Below are 20,348 nucleotides of genomic sequence, written 5' to 3'. Positions count from 1 at the left end.
ATCTGGAGCTTAACCACTGAAGACAGGAAGCGCAGCATTTACCGGCTGCTGAAGATATAGAAAGGGCACCGCTCGATACTCGAGTTGGCGCCCTTTGACCCTTTGACCCTTTGACCCTTTGACCCTTTGCCTCTTTGATTAGGGGGGGCTGTGTTACGTTTGATTCAGGCAAGTACTTGTTTGCTCTTGTCTAAATCGCCTCGCTCAATGTGCTGCGGCGCCTTTCAGCCACTCGGCATCGCTTTGAACAAAGGCCAGGGTCAGGCGCGCGAGCGCGGCATAAAAACCGCCGCGATCGCATTCGGTCACCCGCTGACAAAATGGCTCCAACCAACTGAGCAGGCACTCTTGCAGAAACTCCTGTTGCGTTGATGCCGAGGCGCTCAGACACAGATGAGCCTGGTATGCCAGAATCACCGCCAGGTGGTCGGCTGGCTCGGGGAAGTCACCGCTCAGCTGCAGCTGACTTCGCTGCAAAAAGGCCAGCATCTGTTGATGCTGCTCACCGAACAGGGTGACATCTTCATCCGCTTGCAGATAGAGGCCGGCATAGGGCGAAGCACTCTGTTTACTGCCCACCAGAAACAGCCCGCAAAAGTCTGCCGCCAGCTCCAGCAGCGCCTTGTCTCTGTCCTGCATCCAGGCGATGGATTGCAGTTTTTGCTCCATCAGCTTGGCTTCTTGCTTGAGGGCGGGATCGCTGCTCAGCTGTTGCCAGAAGGCCTTGCTCTCCGGCGCCGTCAGTTGGCTCAGGCGCTCGGCGTTCAACTCGCGGGCGAACAGACCCGAGAGGAAGTTATACAGCATGGCTCTGCCTTGATTTAACTGTTCCATTGGCTTACCTCAGTTATCTGCGAACCTTAGGTTAGATTTTTATCTCAATCGGCCCATCGAAGGAGGATACCTTGGGCGCCTTGCCGGTGAACTTTTCAAATTCCACCTGGCAAGTGTAGGCCGAGCAGGCCTGCGCCAGCTTGGAGGTACCTATATCCTGAGTCAGGGTATTGGGGTCACCATAGCTGCACAGGGCACCGATTTCGGCGCCGCCTTCGACGCTGCCATCCTTACCGACCGGGCCATACCAGGCGCCTTCATGGATCCGGATAACCCCTTTAGGGAAACGGCCGGAGACAACGGCACCGGCCAGCAGTTGGCCACGGTCGTTGAACACCCGCACCAGATCGCCGTCTTTGATACCGCGGGCACTGGCATCTTCAGGGTTAATGTAAACCGGCTCACGCCCTTGCACTGTATAGGTTTCGCGATATTCCTTGGACTCACACATCTGTGAGTGCAGGCGCTTGTCCGGGTGGCAGGACTGCAGCCAAACCGGGTACTTATCGCTGCCTGGACCGCCATGGCTGCGCTCGGATTTTTCCATCCACACTGGGTGGCCAGGGCAGTCATCATAACCGAACTGGGCAATCTTACGGCTGAAGATTTCAATCAGGCCTGAAGGAGTACCCAGGGGGTTAATCTCAGGATCTTCACGGAAGTCGGCGTGTCTGACCCAGTTTTGCCCTTCACCGAAGTGCACATAACCCTGCTTCCAGAACTCGTTGAAGTCCGGCATGGCAAACTTGCCCTGGTTGGCGGCCTTACACTCGTTGTAGAGTTTTTCCAGCCATTCCATTTCGGTTAGCCCGCGGGTGTATTCCTTCTCTTTGCCGAGTATTTTGGCAAAGCGGGTGAATATCTCAAAGTCTGACAGACTTTCAAACAGCGGCTCAACCATCTTGTGCATCGCCAGAATACCGCGGCCGGCGTAGGCACCGTAGACATCAATATCGTTGCGCTCCATTGTGGTACAGGCGGGCAAGACTATGTCTGAGAAGCGGCAGGTGGCGGTCCAGTTCACATCTATGGAGACCACGCATTCCAGCTTGCGGAACGCCTGCTTCATACGGTTTCTGTCCTGATGGTGGTTCCAGGGGTTGTTGCCCGAGAATACCATCATGCGGATATCCGGATAGGTGACCTTGCTGCCGTTGGCATCAATAGTCTTGCCGGGTTCCAGAATGGCATCTATCCAGCGGGCGACAGGAATGGTGCTGCTGGCGCCCTTGAAGTCGTTGTTGTCGAACAGCGGCTTTTGGCCTTCGTCCAGGTTGCGCGGGAAGGCGCCCGGCGCAGCGGCACCTGTGGCGGGTACCCCGATACCTGAGTAGTGGTGACCATAGCTGATACCACCGCCAGGCAGGCCTATCTGGCCTATCATGGTAGCCAGTACCGCCGCCATCCAGTAAGGCTGCTCACCGTGTTGCTGACGCTGAATACACCAGCCCATCATGATCTGGGTACGGCCCTTGGTCAGGGTACGGGCCAGATCGCGGATGACTTCAGCCTTCACGCCACAGATGGCTTCGGCCCATTCCGGAGTCTTGGCGATGCCGTCTTTGTCACCCAGGAGGTAGGGCAGGAACTCTTCAAAGCCCAGGCTATAGCCTTCGATAAACTTGGCATCGTGCAGCTTGGCTGTGTACATCTCATGGGCGATACCCAACATCAAGGCCACGTCTGTTTGTGGGTTGACATACAGCTGCTCACAACCCAGGTACGCCTGAGTCTTGGTTTCGACCGGATCTATGCTGATCACCCGGATCTTACCGGCTTTGACCTTTTCCTTGAGCTGCGCCAGATAGGCGAAGGACTCGTGGGTTTCGGCGTTCCAGCCCACCTGCAGGTTTTTGTAAGGATCGTTGGACCAGAGCACTATGGTATCGCTGTGCTCGAGGATCAGCGGCCAGGAGGTGCCCTGAGCGTACACTTCGGTAGAGCCCAGCACATAAGGCATAATCGTTTGCCCGGCGCCAGTGGAGTAGTCGCCCACTTTCTTGACGAAGTTGCCGTGCATGGCGATGGCGCGCTGCATATGGCTGGTGCTTGAGTGCAGCTGTCCGGTGGCACGCCAACCGGTTTGTCCGGCGTGCAGGCCAGATGGCCCGTACTGGGTTTGAATGATATCCAGCGACTCTTTGAACAGAGTCAACGCCTTGTCCCAGGTGACACGAACGAAACGGAAGTCGCCGCGTTCATGGGTATTGCTCTTGTGTCCCTTGAGCAGGAAGTCGAGCCGCACCATGGGATAACGGATCCGCGATGGGTTATAGACCAGGCCACGGATGCCGCGGATCATGTCGGTGGGATACTTGTCGTATTCCAGTGGTTTGACGTCGGCGATAACCCCGTTGCGGCGCTTGATACGAAATGCGCCGAAGTGGGAGCCTGTGGTCAGCCAGGCGTCACCGTCATCCATCCCCTTGGCCAGCGCCGACAGGGGAGCGAGTACCGAACTGCTTCCGGCAACCACAACGGAAGTGGAGGCCAGGCCTTTTAAAAAGTCTCTTCTGTTCATAACGCCAACCTCTTAGTGCTCTTCTTTGCTGAAGGTGGAAGAATGTTGTTGCAGGTATTTCTGCACCAGTGCCTGGGTGTCCTGATCCATGTTGACGAAGGCCAACATCCCCTGGAACATGCCCGGCCAGGTGTTGGCATCGAAGTGATGCTCATCGGGCTGGGTGTGGCAGACACTGCAGCTAGAGGCATAAGTGCTGCGGGCATAACCCCAGAGCGGTGCAAGTTCGGTCAGCAGATAATCGCTGTCGGTCCAGATCTCGGCTTCCACACGCTGCCACTTGAGGCCAGTCATGGGATCTTCTTTCTCTTCAAAGGTCTTGATCACCCCGTCGGTTTCGGCAGCGGCCTTGGTCAACTGAGCCGAGAGGATATTGATACCGAAGTCCATGTAGATCACCCGGCCGGCACCTATCTTCTTACGCCAGCCATCGATGGCGATTTTGACCCGTTTGCCCTTGAGCTCCAGCACCTTGATTTCGGTGGCCACGTTCAGAGTACCGGCTTCTTCCGCGCTCTTGTCATCCAGGTACAGAGGCTTGGTCAAGGCGCTGAAATATTTGCCGCCCTGTTGCAGTGAGGTTTCACCCGAACCCACTTCGGCAATCAGTTCCGGGGCTCTGGCTGTGCCCATATCGGGCAGCTTGTGAGCTATGCCCTTGTGGCAATCGATGCAGGACTGATCTTTCTCGGCCGCCTGTTTCATCTGTTTTTGCGCCAGGGCTGACATCTCGTCCCATTTCATTGACTTGTAGTCATGGCAGTTTTTACAGGCCTGGGAGTTGTCACGGGCAAAGCGTTTCCATTCACGGCTGGCCATTTCCAGACGCTTGGCTTCAAATTTTTCCGGAGTGTTGACCGTTTGGAACAGCCAGCCCCAGACATCGTGAGATGCTTCCATCTTACGGGCTATCTTGCGGCTCCAGTCGTGGGGCACGTGGCAATCAGGGCAGGTTGCCCGCACGCCGGAGTGATTTGACCAATGCACAGTTTGCTGCAGCTCTTGATAGGGATTGCTCTCCATCGAGTGGCAGCTGATACAGAAGGCCTCAGTATTGGTGGCTTCCAGCGCCGTGTTGAAGCCGCCCCAGAAAACAATGCCCATGATAAAGGCCGACAGGCTGATGGCGCCCAGGCTCAGGTACTTGGTTGGGCGGTTGAGAGTACGCCAGATTGCTATTAACCGTTTCATCTATTCAATCCTCTCTTGTATCAGTGACTGGCGACGCCGCCGAGGGCCAGCATGATCCAGATGATCAGGCCATAGAGGCTGATACCTGTGATGGTCAGGGCCGGAAACAGCATGAAAATAATCAGGCCGTGGGCCATAAGTTCCTGTTTTTTGCTTGATGTGGACTCAGACATAGTGATTGCTCCAACGCAGCAGGGTTTGCTTGATGGGGCCACTATAGGGAAAGGATGTGAATGGCGATTGCGCTGCCAATGAATGGGATTTGAGTAAATATGAAAAGTTATGAACAACTGCATATTCAGGATGAGCCACAGATCCCGAAATCTTTTTAGCCGGGGGCGCCAATTTGCAGTATTATCCGCGACCAACAAAGGCTGCGTTGGACATCGGTTGACGATATTCCTTGGTGCCCACCACCTGCAGGTCACGTTTTATTGTGGATCTCTCACCCGCCCAGCGGGGCTCTCACCTGCCGTAGCCGGCGTCATCTGACCCGAACAAAGAGATCAAAAAGGTAGAATAATTATGATGTCTTCAAAGACAAATACCGCTGTACCTACTACATCATCATGGCTGGAACGCTTCTTCAATATCAGCGCTCGTGGCAGCACTGTCCGCCAGGAAGTGATCGCCGGTTTGACCACGTTTCTTGCCATGGTTTACTCAGTTATCGTTGTCCCCTCCATGCTGGGAAAGGCCGGGTTTGATCCCGGCTCTGTGTTTATTGCCACCTGTCTGATTGCCGCCTTCGGCTCACTGCTGATGGGCCTGTGGGCCAATCTGCCGATGGCAATAGGCTGCGCTATCTCACTGACTGCGTTTACCGCCTTCAGTCTGGTGCTGGGGCAGGGCATGAGCCTGCCTGTCACCCTGGGGGCGATTTTCCTTATGGGTATCGTCTTTACCCTGGTGAGCGTTACCGGCATTCGCCAGTGGGTGCTTGCTAACCTGCCCAAAGGGATTGCCCATGGTACAGGGATAGGTATCGGCCTGTTTCTGCTGCTGATTGCCACTAACAGTGTGCAACTGATTGTGGCCAATGATGCCGGTTTGCCGGTCAAGCTGGGCGATATCCACAGCCTGCCGGTGATCGCCACTGTCGTGGGGTTGGCTGCCACTATCGGACTAGAGCGGCGCCGGGTACCTGGCGGCATTTTATTGGTGATCATCGCTCTGTCAGTGTTTGGTTTGCTGTTTGACCCCAATGTGGAGTTCAAAGGCGTGTTTGCGGTACCCGACTTGGGCGCAGAAGGCTCTTTGATTGGCCAGTTGGATATCATGGGTGCCCTTAACCCTGTGGTGCTGCCGATAGTGCTGGCGCTGGTGATGACCGCCATCTTCGATGCCACAGGCACCATAAGAGCCGTGGCCGGACAAGCCAATTTGCTGGACAAGAATGACAACATCATAGGGGGCGGCAAGGCGCTGACCTCGGATTCTGTCAGCTCTATCTTCGCCGGTCTGGTGGGCGGCGCACCTGCCGCTGTTTACATTGAATCGGCCGCCGGTACTGCCGCAGGCGGAAAGACAGGCCTGACCGCCACTGTGGTGGGTGTGTTGTTCCTGCTGATGATCTTCCTGGCACCCCTGTCTTATTTGGTACCTGCCTACGCCACGGCGCCGGCGCTCATGTATGTGGGACTGCTGATGTTGTCCAATGTCACCAAGTTGGACTTCGATGATAAGGTGGATGCCATGGCGGGACTGACCTGCGCCGTCTTCATCATACTCTCCTGCAACATAGTCACAGGCATTATGCTGGGGTTTGCGACCCTGGTTATCGGCCGTATCTGCAGCGGTGAGTGGCGTAAGCTCAAGCCAGGTGTGTTGGTTATCACCATAGGCCTGGTGGTGTTCTATATGGGCGGCTGGGCCATTTAACCCTTAGGCCCTTAGACCCTTATGGCTGGTGGCGGAAACTATCCCCCGCTAGAGTAAGCTTAATCGACTTAAACAAAGACCCCAGCCTAGGCTGGGGTCTTTGTTGTGAGCGCAGAGTCTTTCACTCCCGGGGCATACTTTGAGGATAATGGCTAAGCCGTCCTTGATAACTTGTCCGATACCGCCTGTTAGCTGCAGGCAAGCCCGTCGGCGCCGTATTTGATCATCCCTGAGCTGGAAACGGTCACACTTCTTGAGCCGCTGGCCTGTTTGGCCGGGCAATAGATAAAGGTCACTTCACCTGTGGTGTTGCTGAGGCCATCGGGACGAAAACCCACATTACTGCCTTTGATGGCGTCTTTACTGTCGATGCCTTCCACTACCCGCAGCACTTTTTCACTGCCGCTGGCAGTGGTATAGACCTTGAGGCCATTGTTGAAATTGGCGGCGCAGCCGACAGCACTCTGATAGCCACAAACTTCTACTGTCATGCCGTAGCTGATGGCTTGGTTGCGGGCGAAGGACAAGGCTTGTTCTATGCGGCTTATTTCCGACTGACTACGGTAGCCCTCATACAAGGAGGTGAGAGAGGGAACCCCCACAGACAGCAGTATGGCGGCTACAGCAATGGTGACCATGAGTTCGACCAGAGTAAAGCCGCGGATTATGGAACTGGAAAAATGTGGTACAGCCATAGTCAACTCTTCACACGAATAGATAGGCTTAAGTATAAGTGAATGAGTTGTTAATTACAGCTGTCTTTGCAAATCCTGTGCAGTGGTCGTCAATTCAGCCGCCATCACCATCCTGGCAATTGATATTTTCATCCTGAGAGTGACGGATTCGCCCCGCCTGATTGATGACCAAGGCCTCGGAATGGGGACTGTTGGCCTGACCCGGGCAATATTTGAAGGTACCATTGGTTCCTGTTGCCAATCCGTCCGGCAGAAAGCGTATTGCATCCCGGTTGTACCTGAGTATGTCTTGGCTATCAAAAGCGCTGCTTTGAAACAGTAGCTTGTCGTCATCATCCAGGGCCAGATTACCGTTGCGGTCACTGAAAACCGTTACTCCTTGTTGCCAGGCATCGGCTTCACAGCGGCCATCCTTGAGAGCGCAGACACTGACTCTGACACCATAACTAATGGCCTGATTGCGAGCAAATTGCAGTAGTTGTTGTACTTGTTTGATGCCGGTTTGAGCGCGATAACCTTCGTAGAGCGACTTGAGTGAGGGGGCCCCGACCGAGGCCAGTACCGCCAGCAGAGCCATGGTGACCATGACCTCCAGCAGCGAAAAACCAAGCTGTAAATGACGCATAATCTCATCCTTGAGTGGTGGGCGGCCCGCATCCGGCGAACCTGAGTGTTGTCTTAGTTTAGTCCAGGCAGTGGCTTGGTTCTGGTTTCCTTTTAGATGAGTTTGCACTAAATATTGCACTTGCTTACCTAAGGGATGAATAAGTACACCGAGTTGATCATGGCTACTACGAAGGAATAGGCCTGGTTTTTTCATCTGAGCGGACAATCACTTCTTGCCCGCAGTATGTCGTGATAAGCTATTGCGATTGTATGCGAACAAGCAAAATCGCGAGCTATTTCTCTGGTCAAATTGCCGTGGGAATGGTCAAGAGTTGCAGAAGAATTCCAAGCCCTAAAGGAGTGCCTGATGAAGAAAGTGGAAGCCATAATCAAGCCGTTTAAACTGGACGATGTCCGTGAGGCGTTGGCTGAGATAGGAATAACCGGTATGACGGTTCTGGAAGTCAAAGGTTTTGGCCGTCAGAAGGGACATACAGAGTTGTACCGTGGTGCCGAGTATATGGTCGACTTTCTGCCCAAGGTGAAGATAGAACTGGTGATTCAGGATGATCTGCTGGAACAGGCACTGGATGTGATTGTCGAAACCGCCCGTACCGGTAAAATCGGCGACGGCAAGATCTTTGTGACCGATATCGAACGCATTATTCGTATCCGTACCGGTGAAGAAAACGAAGAAGCGGTATAAAAACGAACGTAAAAAATGAGGTTCATTGCAGGTTAGCGTGGACTGGAAATGAAAACGGTTGGAGAGTTATTGTTTAGTCGCCAAATAAAAACAATGACCCACTCCAACCGTTGTCGATGTCGAATATTACCAGCACTAGCTTGACAGTGTAGTGGTCAAGTTAATTGACCACTACAAGGCTCCTGCGGCGAACTGTAATGGTCGGCAATGAACGGCTGAACATGCCACAAGGATTGCACTTTGAAGCCAAGGATTATCTGCAACTGGTCGATGATACCGGACGTATTATCCGCCACGACAAGCGCGGCCACATTACTGCCGCCACAACAACCATTTTGAATCGTTTAAACATCCCCATCGACAACTGGCTCAAGTTGACGACTGATTTTAGCCGTCTATTCAAAGGGCCGGTTGGGACACTGGAATCTCTTACAGACTACTGTATTCACCTACAACGACGACGAAGACAAGGGGCCGCTAATTGTCAGAAGTTGTTTAGCTGAATCCCCGAGGCTCCAAGATATTTATCTCCAATCGAACTTTGTTCGACCGACATCGTGTCTGAAATTCGACTTTTTCGCTCATTTCAATAACTGAATGGCCCTCAAAAGGCTTGAAAGATGATTTTCTCCCAGTGAAAACATCAATGTTTCTGTAATCCAGGCAACTAGAGTCTTCACTCAGCTAACATTGGGTGTCTTTGTTGTTTACGGGTTTACTCATATTGATGCCTAACGCTGCCAACACAGGCGAGCGGAACGTAGTGTAGCGAGTCCAGCACGGCGGTCTTTTGCCGTGCGATTGTGCTTGGCTTTGTTATACACTTTATAAACCTTGGATAAACTCTAGAAGGCTTTGGCCTTTTTCAGCCATGCCTTGCACACCAGCTATACGTTTGTTGGCGGAAACCACGCCATCTAACAAGTTTTTAGTTTTTTGCCATATGCTTGATAATTTATTAAGTTCCTCGCTACCTTTAGCTTCTTTGAATACACCCTCATTTAAAATGACCTCACCATAGGCGGATTGCACCACTTCCTCTAGGGCCTTTGCCCCAACAGCCTTGTAAGAGGATATAGCCTCTTCTATTTTTGAAAGGTGTTTCTCTATGATGTTTTGTGTGTACGGTGGCAAAGTAGAACCACGTAAAGCTTCGCGAAGCTCGACTGCCATTTTTCTTAGCTCGTCCAAGCTAGATTGATCAATCAATTCCTCTTCGTTTGGCAAGATCTCAGAACAAAACCCCAAGACGGTTAAGACTTCAGGAGTTATCTGCTGTTTTGATTGCGCCCAATGCCCTGGAATAAGCTGAACTGCAAAAGTGGCATTACACTTGTTTAGGCTTGGCTCATATAGGCTCGATGTATATCCAGCTTTTAACATTTCGCCTCGTATCACTTCAACTTCATCATGAAGATCAGCTAAACACCTTGAGATTGCAAAATTTCTCTTGTGTTGATCCGATTCATTCAAGCCAAAAACCTCAGACCAAACTTCATGAGCCGGAGTTTTATCTGCCTTACCCTTAACCTTATCGAGAATGCTTTTTATTCGATAAGCTGAATTTATATTCTTAGCCATTTATGATCCATTTGAGTGACTACATTTTGTATAACAGCTGTATAGTGCGCATGCGCGTTTTAGTCCTCGGAGGAGTGTAAACGCGCATCGCTATCTGTTTGTATTAGCTGGATATAATAGAGTTTAGTCCAAATATCCCTTGCAGCTAAACGCGCATGCGCGGTTTCCAAAGCCATTATCTACCAGCTATATCTTTTAACTTTATGAATTTGATACTATTTTCTAAATATTACAGAAATAACGCGCAAACTTAGCTGCAAATTCCTGGCATTTTGTCCGGAACGGCCAATAATACTGTATAAAAATCAGTTCTGAGGTGCTTGTCATGAGCGCCGCAAACGCTACAACCCAAGCCCTACAAAAAGCGTTAAGTAAAGCCATGGCTACCGCACGGGTGCAAACTCTGTTCGTCCCTGCATTCCGTTGAAAACGAAAAAGTGTTGCTGCTTCCAGCCTTAAGCTTAAGGAAGTACTAAAGCTAAATGTTTGAATTGGTTATACAATACCCAGTACTGAATTTGAAAACAATTAGCCAAAGGTCAAGTTTTTGACAAAGGCAACAAAACCCTGATTTAGTTTGTTTTTGAAGCAGAATTGACTGGGTGTTTGCATTCTTCCCTGTTTTCAACGGTCACAGTCCCACCTAGTACTGGCAGAGCTTCCGGCCACGGTGTAGCCAATCACCTGCGGTGCGCCTTTCGCACAGGCGCTCCTGTGACTCGCTGCGAGTACGTCCCTGTAAGCTCTGCCTCGCCATCCCTGGCTCGGAAGGTCACAGTTTCGCCTGTGCCTGAAAATGAGGTGTATGCCTGCAGATCTTTCAAATAGTTCAAGCTACTCAGGGTCAACAGAATTGCACCAATTCCCCCTCGGTGTCGCCGAAAGCCGTTGGCGCAAATAACGTGGCTGAGGCATGGATGCCGAAGCAGCGCCAGTCGAATCAGGGATGAGCGTCTGAAGCGGTAGTTATTTGTGCCATTAGGCCGAGGGGCTTTCGACACCGTGCGGGGCGGCACGGGAGATCCAAGAGGGGATTGCTGCTGATCCCTTCTTGGTCGGGTATGGGGCGAAGCTCCACGACTTTAGGCCGCTAGCACAGCGGCTAGCATAGCTTTCAGCTCAAAATAGCCAAATAACATTGGTTGGGCCATCAGGCGATGGATGTTTCTCATTGCCTGCCGCAGGCTTAAAAAGGAAGGGTGCCATGCCTAGGCCAAGATATACTCAAGTCTGAGTTAGTACATACGCCTTGGATCCAGGCCTGTGAGTCGACGCAGAACACAAATGGGGCTTATTCGCACTTTCCTTATTCGCACCTTCAGCCCCTTTGTTTTTGATTGGTTTTCTTGAGATTAAGCCAAGATTATTTCCATTTATCTCTGAGGAACTCAGGCTCCATATATTCGTCAGGATAACGTCTCTTGCTGTCCCGGCGGCGCTGTTTTACCCGTTTGTTCTTTTGCTTACCCCTGACATGATCTCCCCATGGAGCATCATCGTCGTCGAAATCATAGTGGTTTGACATGATCCATTTCCAATAACACAGTGCATATAGGTTGCACCGCTCCTTTTTACCTAAAGCGCCGGTCAAGCTAAAGTGAGAAATTTAGCGTCTCAAGGTAAAAATTATTGCATGTCTGTCCCCGGTTTCCTTCAGGCATTAACCTGACTCTTGCTAGCCTTGTTTACGAAAACGAACAACAAACATCCCATCGGCATTGGCTTCAAAGGGCCAAATCGTCAAATACTGTGTCTGTTCACCGCTGAATGGGTGGCTGAGCGTTTCCAGAGTAAACTCGGGCCGCTTGGCCAGAAAGGCATCGACCACCTGGCGGTTTTCGCTGTCCGCCAGTGAGCAGGTGGCGTAAACCAAGGTGCCACCTGGCTTGACCGCATCGCAGGCACGGCTGAGTATGTCGAGCTGCAGCGCGGGTTTATCGCTGATGGCCTGGCTGTCATCCAGCCAGCGCATGTCCGGATTTCGGCGCCAGGTGCCGGTGCAGCTGCAGGGGGCATCGACCAGCACGCCGTCAAAGGCTTCTCTGGCAACCGGCAGGGCATCGCTGCGCCAAGGCGCAACCTTGATGTCGAAACCGGCGCGTTTGGCGCGTTTTTCCAGTTCATTGAGTGCTGCCGGGCGGATATCCGAGGCGGTAATAGTGCCAAAAACGCCTTTGGCGGCGCCATCTTGTTGCATCAGCGAGCTGAGTTGCAGGCTCTTGCCACCGGCACCGGAGCAGGCGTCCCACCAGTTTTCGCCGGCTCTTGGGGCGCAAACCTGGCCTATGACCTGGGAAGCCAGATCCTGCACTTCAATAAAACCTTCTTTATAGAGTCTGATTTCATTGAGGTTGATACTCTTGCTGCCAAGGCTGATGGCGTCACTAAATACGGGAGCGGCGCTTGCATCGACTCCGGCGCTTCTGAGCTCGGCCAGGGCCTTGGACAGCGGCATATTTTGCACCCTGGCCCAGATAGGCGGGCGGCTGCAAAGCGCGTCTATCAGCAGCTCTTCCTGGGCCTCTGGCAGCGGCGCCAAGGTCTGCCAGAACCAGTCCGGCGCCAGGTCTCTTGCCAAGACATGTCGGCCAGAGACCTTGAATACCAATGCGGCGGCGGCTTTGGGGGCCAGAGCCTGCTCAGGCAGGGCGAATGACTTGCCGGCTTGTTGCTGCCAGGCACTGATATTGTCCGTCCAAGGGTGGGCTTCTATCGCCGCCGCCAATGCCAGGCGCTGGAACCACAGGCTTTGCTCATCGGTAGCTTCAAGTTGTCGCAACCAACCCCACCAACGAAACAGGGCAAACAGGGTCTCTCGAATGACTCTTCTGTCTTTGGAGCCGTGTTTCTTGTTGCTGCGGAAATAGTTCGCCAGCACCCGATCGGCACTCTGGCGACTGTCGAGGATTTCGGTGAACAGTGTGTTGATGGTGTTGGCATAACTGGCGGCACGTTTTTGGGCCGGAGTCAGTGAAGGGCTTGGCGCGGTCAAAGGTTTCTCTGCATCAAGTGTGGATAGCAATGGCGCCAATATTAACAGAAGTGCCGCGGCCTGTCCCCGGCACCTTGTTTGCTACTGTTTACCAATGCTTATCACACTGCTCAGACTTAGCGGGTAACCATTTGCGCTATCTGTTTGGCCCTGTCTTCATCGCTTAACTGGTCTCTGGACTCTGGGGTGACTATACCTTTTTGACAGGCCGGGCGCAGAGCCAGCGTATCGAGCCAACGTTGCAGATGAGGCAGGCCTTGAATATCTATGCCGCTCCAGTCGTAGATCCGCACCCAGGGCCAGGTGGCCATATCGGCTATGCTGTACTCATCACCGGCCAGATAGGCATGTTTGGCCAACTGATTATCCATCACCTCAAACAGGCGCCGGCCCTCTTTTTGATAACGTTCTATCGCGGCCGGGATCTTCTCCGGAAAATAGCGATAGAACACATTGGCTTGTCCCATCATGGGGCCTACGCCGCCCATCTGGAACATCAGCCATTGGATGACCTTGGAGCGCTTCTTGGCATCAACAGGTAAGAATTTCGCCGTTTTTTCAGCCAAGTAAAGCAGGATGGCACCGGATTCAAACACCACGAAATCATCGTTATCCCTGTCTATGATGGCCGGGATCCGGCCGTTGGGATTGATGGCTAAAAACTCGGGTTGTTTCTGTTCATTGGCACTGAGATCCAGATGGTGTACCCGGTAGGGTAAGCCCATCTCTTCCAGGGCAATACTGATTTTAAAGCCGTTGGGGGTTGCGGCGGTATAGAGTTCAATCATGTGTGTCTCCTTGATTTATCCTTGCTTTTATCCTTGTTTTGGCTGGCTCATTGCCGGGCGTTGTCCGGTTTGCTCATACCAGCTCTGCAGCACAGGGAAAGGCTGCAGTGAAATCTGCAGATTTTTGATGAATCCCAATAAGATATAGGTGGTGATATCGGCAATGGAGTAGTTTTCACCGGCCAGATAAGGGGATTCACTCAGGCGCTGCTCCAGCAGAGGCAGGAAAGATTCCAGACGCTTGCGGGATTCTTCGCCCCAGGCTTGAATGCAGGTTTCCCGGTCGCTGTAGATGCCGCTGATATTGCGAAATGCCTGAAAGGCAGGTAACAATCCCTGCAGTTCAACGATGCGCTGCCACATCTCCACCTTTGCTCGCTCCAGCGGCGTGCTACCAAAGAGCTTGAGCTCGGTAGGGAACAACTCGTCGAGATAACGACAGATGGCTACAGACTCGCACAGATAACTGCCATCATCCAGCTCCAGCAGCGGAATGCGGCCATTGAGACTCTTGGCCTTGAATTCGGCCGAGAGATTTTCTCCGCCGCGAAGATCGACGTTTACCCGCTCGATATCTATGCCTTTCTCCGCCATGAAAATACTGACTCTGCGGGCACTTGGGGTAGGTCCGAGTTCATACAGCTTCATCTATCTTTCTCCATCTGTCTTGGGCCGTTTAGTTATTTTTCCTGGCTTGGCTGTCAGGAAAATGTATTCAAATCTTTTTCGGAACGATCGTTTAGGTTAGACTTTAGGGGATATCAGAACGATCAGTCAAGAATTAATTTGACTAAATATACAGCACATCATTCGCTGGAAACGCTTGGGAGCAGTATGGCAAGAAGTTGCAATTTTGACCGGGAAGATAAGCTGAAATTGGCAATGGAACTCTTTTGGCAAAAGGGTTATGCCGCCACTTCAGTGGCGGATCTGGTCGAGCATCTGGGGATCAACAGATTCAGTCTCTATAACACTTATGGCGACAAGCTGAACCTGTACCGGCAGGCGCTGCGTCTGTATCTGCAGCAAAACTCGTTGCCAGCGCTCGACAGCCTGCGCGCCGAAGGCGCAGGGTTGCAACAGGTAATTGATTATCTTGAACAGTTTGTGGCCCTGCAGCGAGAGCAAAAATACGGCTGTTTCCTGCAAAATGCGCTGCTGGAGATGAGCCTGGAGGATGCTGTCGTACAGCAAGAGAGTCGGCACTTGTTTGACTCCATCAAGGAGGCGTTTGCCAAGGCGCTGACCCACGCCAGAGAGCGCGGCGAGCTTAACAGCGACAATACCGAGGCTCTCGCGGCCTGGTTACTGCTGCAACTGCAGGGGATTCGGGTGCTCGGCAAGGCCGGTTTGCATCAGGAGTTGCAGCAGGCGCTGAGTGTGATGCGCGCTCAGCTTGGACGTTGAGCCAGATTGTCCCTGGGCAGTTTAAGCCCGGGTACGGCAATCAATAATCCAGGAACAGACATCAATAATCCAAGTCCAGCGCAAAGCACAGATAGCGCATCAACGCCTGGGTGTGTTGGAACTCACTGGCACAGAAGTCGACAAAATCGCTGCGACAAACCTGCTCTTTTGTCAGCATCTTAAGCGCCACAAAGTCTTTGCGTTTCAACTCGTTTATCAATGGGTGGCTTTTATCGAACCCCTTGGGTGGCCTCACTAGGCTGTCACCGTCCATCGTAAACCCATGGCGCTGTAATTCCTCCAACGCCTTGCTGTAGGCGCGTGGGTTGTCGTCGATACATTGTCTGATGGCGCCGAGCACCTTGGATTCGGGGCGCCAGATCCCGGCAGCGATAAAGCAGCCATCGTTGGCCAGATGCAGATACAACCCGGGAGCGTGAACATCCTTGCCCTGAAAATGGCGAAACTGGATCCCGACATTGAGCTTGTAGGGCGACTTGTCGTGACCAAAGCGAGTGTCCCGTTGTGGCCGCATCAAACTGCCTCCGACCTTCTTGGCGACCGCCGTCAATCTGGGAGACAAGGCCTGAATAGGCTGCTGCATCTGTTCAATAAATGTCAGTGCCGGCCCCCTGAGCAGGGTTTCATATTCGTCCTGATGTTGCTTGAACCAGGCCCTGTCGTTGTTGTTTTCCAGCCGGGTCAGAAAGGCAAAACCTTGTTTGCTGAAGCTCATCTTTGTTCTCCATTTTCTTCACGGCGATATCTCAGGTGAAAGCCTGTTGTGAGTCAAGTGGTTTTACATTTTTAAAACAAAGATAACCAAATTGGATCCTGTGTAAATATCGGTGAGAATAATTCTCATTTGTCAGCTTGATTCTTATAATGCCGCCTTATTTTTAAGGGGAGATGATAGATGACAAGCGAACAATCCCGGCGAATGGCGCCGAGCGGCAAGCTGCCATTACTGCTGTGTGCCTTGGCGCCCTGGCCCTTGCTGGCCGCCACTTCTCAGCCGCCCAAGAGTGGTACCAGCGTGCTGGGTGAACCTAAGGTGGAAGCGATAGAGATCATAGAGGTGCGTGGCCAGCCTTTTCGTCGGGAACTGACGCTGACCCGTCCGGGCGAAGCCTTGGTGACATTGGAGGACATAGAGGAGCAACAGGCGGGAAACTTTGCCGAAGTGCTGGACACAGTGCCCGGCATCACTCTTGATGGCGGCCCTCGTAGCGGCGGTGAGAAAGTCAATGTTTGGGGCTTTGGTGAGACAGAAGATCTCAATGTCTATGTTGACAACGCCCCGGTCGGGTTTGAACAGTATCGCTACGGCTCTTTCTTTATCGACCCGGATATGGTCAAGCGAATTGAGGTGATCAAGGGCGCCCACGATCCCCGCTCCGGCAATGGTGGTTTCGGTGGCTCCATGTATGTGGTGACCAAGAGTGCCGATGATTTTCTGGATTACGGCAAAAACTTGGGCGCCAGAGTCAAGGCTAGCTATGCCGATAACAACGGCTTGGAGACTTACACAGGTACGCTTTATGGCCGCTTGAACTCAGGGCTGTCGGCACTTGTTAACTACAGCTATAAAGATGCCGGTGATCTTGAGCTGGGCAACGGCCAGGTGTTTCGTTTCTCTGGCTATCGGCAAAATAACCTCCTGGCCAAGCTGGATTATGAGCTGGGGGCGCACAAGTTGTCTTTGAGCTATACCTCCTATGATGATGAAGGCCGTAAACCCTGGGCCAACCGCCGCGGCGAAATGCCCACTGTATCTGAGTTCAATATCAAAAAGTACGGCTCTTTTGAGGCGGCAGAATACGCCAATACCGCCCTCAACAGTTACAAAGACAGCACAGTTTCACTCAACTACCGTTATACACCGGCCAGTCCGCTGTGGGATCTGCAATTGGCGCTGTCCAGCAGCAGTAACGACAGGCACTGGGTAAGGCCCCAGATAGCCTTCGATAAGATGTTTGTTTCTGTAGGTAACTTTGGCCACGAGTCCTGGCTCGAATACGACAGGGACTTTATCGATATCAACAACACCAGCCAGTTGGGTGACCACTTGTTGACTGTGGGGCTGCAGTACCGCTCGCTCGATCGCCGCTCACTGGTATTAAACAAGAGTTATCAGAACAAGGCGGAGAAAAACTTCGGCCTGTACACGCCTTACTATCAGCCTGGAGGTCGCCAGGATACCTACGCCTTTTATATCAGCGACAGCATTGCCCTGACGGATAACCTCATTCTAAAACCATCGCTGCGTTTCGACAGTATTTACAGCATAGGCCATGGCAATCTGGCGCCGGATTACAACGACCCCAGTGTCGGCCATGATTTTTCCTCTACCCGCCACAGCGGTTGGTCGCCAAGACTTGGGCTGGAATACCGTCTCGGTGATGTCAGTTTCCTGACCCTGGACTATGCCTACAGCCTGCAAGCACCTGTGGTAGATGAGATTTATGCAGTGCAATATGCCAAGGCCAGTAGTGCTCAGGCGACCAGTCGCGGGGTAGATGTCGAGCGGCTGCACGCCTACAAGCTTGGGCTGAGCAGCGCCTTTGATGGGGTCTTCGCCGGCGATGACAGGCTCTCGACCCAACTGACTCTGTATTGGAATCAGGGAAAACAGGATATCGCCCAGCGCAAAGGGCTCTGGGTCGACAAGAGTCAGCCATTTGAGAGCGGCTATGTGAATCTCGACGGCTACGATATCTACGGTGGCGACTTCGAGGCTCAATACCGTTGGCACGATTGGTTTGCCGACTATACGGCTTCCTATACCCGAGGCAAGCACAGCGGCAGCCTGCGTGACAGCAGTGGCAGGGATGAAAACCTGGCGGACATTCCTCCGCTTAATATGCGTCTGCACCTGGGGTATTACCTGACTCCCGAGCTGTCACTCTCCTGGCGTGGCAGTTGGTATGATGCGCAGCAGAAGGTGCCGGATGAGGGCCTGTTTGTCAGCGACAGACCCAGCCAGGCCTATTTTCTGCAAGACTTGTATCTTGCCTTCCAGCCGGAAGATATGTTGCAGGGGCTTGAGCTGAGGCTGGCGCTGCGTAACCTGACCAACCAGTATTACAGTCCGCATCTGGCCGATGGCATTGCGGCTCAGGGACGGGACATTCGCCTCAGTCTGGCGTACCAGTTCTGATAAAACCCCAGTTATTTTGTGCTTTTGTGAGCTGCAAACCTGATCAAGCTCTGATTTTGCGGCATAATGTGCGTTTTGCCTGACCGAAGAATATTAGTAATGACTTCAGAAACTGAACTGCAAAGCCGCTGTGGCGGGAAATGTGAACTCTGTGGAGCCGAAGGCGCTCTGTCTGTCTACGATCTGCCTCACTCGGGTGATCGCACCGACGGTGACATCATGATCTGCGCTACCTGTGAAGGTCAGATTGCCGCTCCGGACACCATGGATGTTAACCACTGGCGTTGCCTGAACGACAGTATGTGGAGTCAGGTTCCTGCCGTACAGGTAATGGCTTACCGCATGCTCAAGCGCCTCAGTGGCGAAGGTTGGGCTCAGGATCTGCTGGATATGCTTTATCTGGAAGAGGATCTCAAAGCCTGGGGCGATGCCGAGTCTCTGGCGGCCGACAGCGATGATTCGGCGCCGACACTGGACAGCAATGGCACTCAGTTGGCCGCCGGTGATACCGTAGTGATTATTAAAGATCTCAACGTGAAGGGCACCAGCTTTGTGGCCAAGCGCGGCACCGCCGTGCGTAACATAGCTCTGACCAACAACCCTGAGCATATCGAAGGCCGGGTCAATGGTACCCGCATCGTTATCCTGAGCTGCTATGTGAAGAAATCTTAAGCGGAGCTGTTCGCCTCTTCGCTGATTAATTCAGTTAAAAAACGCCGCAGAAATCGATTTCTGCGGCGTTTTTTATTTCAGGGCTTGGGATTTGTCGCACGCTGGAATATGATGCCTTGTTAAGAATCTTGCTATCGAGATAATTATGTCGCAGGAAGAGCTAAAAACACAAACCCACAAGCCACAAGCCAAAGATATCAAGGATGGCGTAGACACCATAGTCAGTCAGTGGCTGGCCGCCGGTGTTACTGATGATCTGCAACCGATGGAAGTCTTTGGTCGCCTGGCCAGAATACATAAGCATATAGAAACCGAAATCCTTCGCTGCCATGGCGAGTTCGGTCTGCGTCAGGGGGAGTTTGATGTACTGGCAACCTTGCGTCGCAGCGGTGAGCCTTACACTCTGACCCCAGGGCAATTGCACCAGAGCATGATGCTGACCTCAGGCGCCATGACCAGCCGTTTGGATAAGCTGGAGCAGAAAGGGCTCATCTGCCGCAGCCACTGCACCGAAGACCGTCGGGCGGTGAATGTACAGCTTACTGCCGAAGGCAAGGCCAAGGTAGAGGCCGCACTGCCGGCCCATATGGCGGCTCAGCAGCAGTTGCTTAAAGGGATCTCGGTCAAAGACAGGCAAAAACTGGCTGCGCTGCTTAAGGGCTGGCTGGGTGAACTTGAGTCCTGATTTAGGTTGCTACAGAATTGACCCTTACCTGTTGTTATTGGCTAGTTTTAGCTGACGGATAGTTGGCCATCTGATAGTCAACATAGCTCAGAGTATATAGAAACACTCTGTGCGATTGACTAGTCAGTGGGCAAGTATCTTGGCTTTCTCTTGTTCGTATTCGGTTTCTGTTAAAACACCTTCATCAAATAGGGACTTTAACTCTCGAAGTTCGTCAAATTTATTCATTTGCGTACCCAATGCGTTGTTTTCGTCATTCTCAAGACAGGCAAATACTAATTCGGCACGAGGGAAGTTTCCTGCTATATGCATTCCCGTTGATATTCGTTCCCGAAGTAACTCGAAACGACGATTTTTGTTATTGCAAAAGGCTATAGCTCTGCTTTCCGCACTAGCTCTTACTGATTGTACCGATACAAAACCTGTCGCTCCTTGGTGAAATATACGGTATGCGTTGGAGTCTGGAATATCGCTGCGTAGCACAGTTTCTTCCCCTTCATAAGCAGCGTTCTCAAAACTTGAGCGGCTCTTGTCAGCTCTTTGAATACTGGATGCTGAAGAGCATCCATTTATCAAAATCAAGCAGGTTACTAGGCATGCAAGTCGTTTCATAAAACACCATTTATGAC

At 52.4% G+C, this 20,348-nt stretch carries 19 protein-coding genes and 1 pseudogene; 7 read left to right on the top strand and 13 right to left on the bottom strand.

The genetic code is table 11. From position 1 onward, the window contains the following. Window positions 1-204 precede the first annotated feature (204 nt). From torD to ACSHSR_RS15885, 4 genes are read right to left on the bottom strand one after another with little or no spacing between them, the layout of a single operon-like run. A complete protein-coding gene (gene torD, locus ACSHSR_RS15900) occupies window positions 205-834 on the bottom strand; it encodes a molecular chaperone TorD (protein WP_208163466.1) in 630 nt (209 codons plus the stop codon). Window positions 835-865: 31 nt separating this feature from the next. Continuing rightward, complete coding sequence (gene torA, locus ACSHSR_RS15895; protein WP_044733939.1) at window positions 866-3,355, bottom strand: trimethylamine-N-oxide reductase TorA; 2,490 nt, start codon at window positions 3,353-3,355, stop codon at window positions 866-868. A 12-nt stretch (window positions 3,356-3,367) separates the two neighbouring features. Then, window positions 3,368-4,546 (bottom strand): pentaheme c-type cytochrome TorC, encoded by a 1,179-nt coding sequence (torC, locus tag ACSHSR_RS15890; protein WP_044733940.1) that lies wholly within the window; start codon window positions 4,544-4,546, stop codon window positions 3,368-3,370. A gap of 20 nt (window positions 4,547-4,566) precedes the next feature. Then, on the bottom strand, window positions 4,567-4,719 hold the full coding sequence (locus ACSHSR_RS15885) for a nitrate reductase (protein ID WP_025009952.1): 153 nt from the start codon (window positions 4,717-4,719) through the stop codon (window positions 4,567-4,569). A 352-nt stretch (window positions 4,720-5,071) separates the two neighbouring features. Between ACSHSR_RS15885 and ACSHSR_RS15880 the strand changes: the two genes are divergently transcribed. Then, window positions 5,072-6,427 carry an NCS2 family permease gene (locus ACSHSR_RS15880; RefSeq protein WP_044733941.1) on the top strand — a complete coding sequence of 452 codons (1,356 nt, stop codon included), beginning with the start codon at window positions 5,072-5,074 and terminating at the stop codon, window positions 6,425-6,427. A gap of 188 nt (window positions 6,428-6,615) precedes the next feature. Here ACSHSR_RS15880 and ACSHSR_RS15875 read toward each other — a convergent pair whose 3' ends face one another. Beyond that, window positions 6,616-7,122 carry a GspH/FimT family pseudopilin gene (locus tag ACSHSR_RS15875; protein ID WP_093982453.1) on the bottom strand — a complete coding sequence of 169 codons (507 nt, stop codon included), beginning with the start codon at window positions 7,120-7,122 and terminating at the stop codon, window positions 6,616-6,618. Window positions 7,123-7,216: 94 nt separating this feature from the next. Then, window positions 7,217-7,747 (bottom strand): GspH/FimT family pseudopilin, encoded by a 531-nt coding sequence (locus ACSHSR_RS15870; RefSeq protein WP_117200410.1) that lies wholly within the window; start codon window positions 7,745-7,747, stop codon window positions 7,217-7,219. Window positions 7,748-8,095: 348 nt separating this feature from the next. On the opposite strand from ACSHSR_RS15870, the gene glnB reads away from it, so the two are divergent. Both glnB and ACSHSR_RS15860 read left to right on the top strand, forming a co-directional pair. Then, window positions 8,096-8,434: a nitrogen regulatory protein P-II gene (gene glnB, locus ACSHSR_RS15865; RefSeq protein ID WP_025009956.1), complete on the top strand. Its 339-nt coding sequence runs from the start codon at window positions 8,096-8,098 to the stop codon at window positions 8,432-8,434. Between the two features lie 200 nt (window positions 8,435-8,634). Then, a pseudogene (locus ACSHSR_RS15860) lies at window positions 8,635-8,937 on the top strand (transposase); the annotation flags it as partial. A gap of 322 nt (window positions 8,938-9,259) precedes the next feature. On the opposite strand, the gene ACSHSR_RS15855 reads toward ACSHSR_RS15860, so the two are convergent. From ACSHSR_RS15855 to ACSHSR_RS15835, 5 genes are all read right to left on the bottom strand, one after another. Beyond that, a complete protein-coding gene (locus tag ACSHSR_RS15855) occupies window positions 9,260-10,015 on the bottom strand; it encodes a hypothetical protein (protein ID WP_159352357.1) in 756 nt (251 codons plus the stop codon). Window positions 10,016-11,378: 1,363 nt separating this feature from the next. Beyond that, the gene (locus ACSHSR_RS15850; protein WP_093982544.1) at window positions 11,379-11,540 is read right to left on the bottom strand and encodes a small highly charged protein; all 162 of its coding nucleotides are present in this window, start codon (window positions 11,538-11,540) and stop codon (window positions 11,379-11,381) included. 150 nt (window positions 11,541-11,690) lie between these two features. Continuing rightward, window positions 11,691-13,007, bottom strand: coding sequence for an RsmB/NOP family class I SAM-dependent RNA methyltransferase (locus tag ACSHSR_RS15845; protein ID WP_479630925.1), 1,317 nt, complete (start codon window positions 13,005-13,007; stop codon window positions 11,691-11,693). A gap of 116 nt (window positions 13,008-13,123) precedes the next feature. Further along, window positions 13,124-13,795 carry a glutathione S-transferase family protein gene (locus ACSHSR_RS15840; protein ID WP_342206963.1) on the bottom strand — a complete coding sequence of 224 codons (672 nt, stop codon included), beginning with the start codon at window positions 13,793-13,795 and terminating at the stop codon, window positions 13,124-13,126. 27 nt (window positions 13,796-13,822) lie between these two features. Beyond that, window positions 13,823-14,443 (bottom strand): glutathione S-transferase family protein, encoded by a 621-nt coding sequence (locus ACSHSR_RS15835; RefSeq protein ID WP_208192928.1) that lies wholly within the window; start codon window positions 14,441-14,443, stop codon window positions 13,823-13,825. A 186-nt stretch (window positions 14,444-14,629) separates the two neighbouring features. On the opposite strand from ACSHSR_RS15835, the gene ACSHSR_RS15830 reads away from it, so the two are divergent. After that, window positions 14,630-15,202 (top strand): TetR/AcrR family transcriptional regulator, encoded by a 573-nt coding sequence (locus ACSHSR_RS15830; RefSeq protein WP_342206964.1) that lies wholly within the window; start codon window positions 14,630-14,632, stop codon window positions 15,200-15,202. Window positions 15,203-15,263: 61 nt separating this feature from the next. On the opposite strand, the gene ACSHSR_RS15825 is transcribed toward ACSHSR_RS15830, so the two are convergent. Next, entirely contained in the window at window positions 15,264-15,938 is a 675-nt protein-coding gene (locus tag ACSHSR_RS15825) for a DUF2461 domain-containing protein (protein WP_208134167.1), read from the bottom strand. 180 nt (window positions 15,939-16,118) lie between these two features. Here ACSHSR_RS15825 and ACSHSR_RS15820 point away from each other — a divergent pair, with 180 nt between their 5' ends. From ACSHSR_RS15820 to ACSHSR_RS15810, 3 genes are all read left to right on the top strand, one after another. Beyond that, a complete protein-coding gene (locus ACSHSR_RS15820; RefSeq protein WP_479630924.1) occupies window positions 16,119-18,362 on the top strand; it encodes a TonB-dependent receptor domain-containing protein in 2,244 nt (747 codons plus the stop codon). A 99-nt stretch (window positions 18,363-18,461) separates the two neighbouring features. Beyond that, window positions 18,462-19,034, top strand: coding sequence for a PhnA domain-containing protein (locus ACSHSR_RS15815; protein ID WP_025890059.1), 573 nt, complete (start codon window positions 18,462-18,464; stop codon window positions 19,032-19,034). Between the two features lie 145 nt (window positions 19,035-19,179). Beyond that, entirely contained in the window at window positions 19,180-19,719 is a 540-nt protein-coding gene (locus ACSHSR_RS15810; protein WP_044733949.1) for a MarR family winged helix-turn-helix transcriptional regulator, read from the top strand. Window positions 19,720-19,842: 123 nt separating this feature from the next. Here the strand turns inward: ACSHSR_RS15810 and ACSHSR_RS15805 are convergent, their stop codons facing one another. Next, window positions 19,843-20,331, bottom strand: a complete 489-nt coding sequence (locus ACSHSR_RS15805; protein ID WP_082052665.1) for an SHOCT domain-containing protein — start codon at window positions 20,329-20,331, stop codon at window positions 19,843-19,845. Window positions 20,332-20,348: the final 17 nt, after the last annotated feature.

This window comes from Shewanella sp. VK101, from assembly GCF_056497865.1.
Note: the sequence above shows the minus strand (reverse complement) of the source record. Positions and strands in the feature narration are given on the sequence as shown.

Excerpts from the sequence above, each read along its gene's own strand:
- torD (WP_208163466.1), bottom strand. The coding sequence starts at position 834 with ATGGAACAGTTAAATCAAGGCAGAGCCATGCTGTATAACTTCCTCTCG.
- torA (WP_044733939.1), bottom strand. The coding sequence starts at position 3,355 with ATGAACAGAAGAGACTTTTTAAAAGGCCTGGCCTCCACTTCCGTTGTG.
- torC (WP_044733940.1), bottom strand. The coding sequence starts at position 4,546 with ATGAAACGGTTAATAGCAATCTGGCGTACTCTCAACCGCCCAACCAAG.
- ACSHSR_RS15885 (WP_025009952.1), bottom strand. The coding sequence starts at position 4,719 with ATGTCTGAGTCCACATCAAGCAAAAAACAGGAACTTATGGCCCACGGC.
- ACSHSR_RS15880 (WP_044733941.1), top strand. The coding sequence starts at position 5,072 with ATGATGTCTTCAAAGACAAATACCGCTGTACCTACTACATCATCATGG.
- ACSHSR_RS15875 (WP_093982453.1), bottom strand. The coding sequence starts at position 7,122 with ATGGCTGTACCACATTTTTCCAGTTCCATAATCCGCGGCTTTACTCTG.
- ACSHSR_RS15870 (WP_117200410.1), bottom strand. The coding sequence starts at position 7,747 with ATGCGTCATTTACAGCTTGGTTTTTCGCTGCTGGAGGTCATGGTCACC.
- glnB (WP_025009956.1), top strand. The coding sequence starts at position 8,096 with ATGAAGAAAGTGGAAGCCATAATCAAGCCGTTTAAACTGGACGATGTC.
- ACSHSR_RS15855 (WP_159352357.1), bottom strand. The coding sequence starts at position 10,015 with ATGGCTAAGAATATAAATTCAGCTTATCGAATAAAAAGCATTCTCGAT.
- ACSHSR_RS15850 (WP_093982544.1), bottom strand. The coding sequence starts at position 11,540 with ATGTCAAACCACTATGATTTCGACGACGATGATGCTCCATGGGGAGAT.
- ACSHSR_RS15840 (WP_342206963.1), bottom strand. The coding sequence starts at position 13,795 with ATGATTGAACTCTATACCGCCGCAACCCCCAACGGCTTTAAAATCAGT.
- ACSHSR_RS15835 (WP_208192928.1), bottom strand. The coding sequence starts at position 14,443 with ATGAAGCTGTATGAACTCGGACCTACCCCAAGTGCCCGCAGAGTCAGT.
- ACSHSR_RS15830 (WP_342206964.1), top strand. The coding sequence starts at position 14,630 with ATGGCAAGAAGTTGCAATTTTGACCGGGAAGATAAGCTGAAATTGGCA.
- ACSHSR_RS15825 (WP_208134167.1), bottom strand. The coding sequence starts at position 15,938 with ATGAGCTTCAGCAAACAAGGTTTTGCCTTTCTGACCCGGCTGGAAAAC.
- ACSHSR_RS15820 (WP_479630924.1), top strand. The coding sequence starts at position 16,119 with ATGACAAGCGAACAATCCCGGCGAATGGCGCCGAGCGGCAAGCTGCCA.
- ACSHSR_RS15815 (WP_025890059.1), top strand. The coding sequence starts at position 18,462 with ATGACTTCAGAAACTGAACTGCAAAGCCGCTGTGGCGGGAAATGTGAA.
- ACSHSR_RS15810 (WP_044733949.1), top strand. The coding sequence starts at position 19,180 with ATGTCGCAGGAAGAGCTAAAAACACAAACCCACAAGCCACAAGCCAAA.
- ACSHSR_RS15805 (WP_082052665.1), bottom strand. The coding sequence starts at position 20,331 with ATGAAACGACTTGCATGCCTAGTAACCTGCTTGATTTTGATAAATGGA.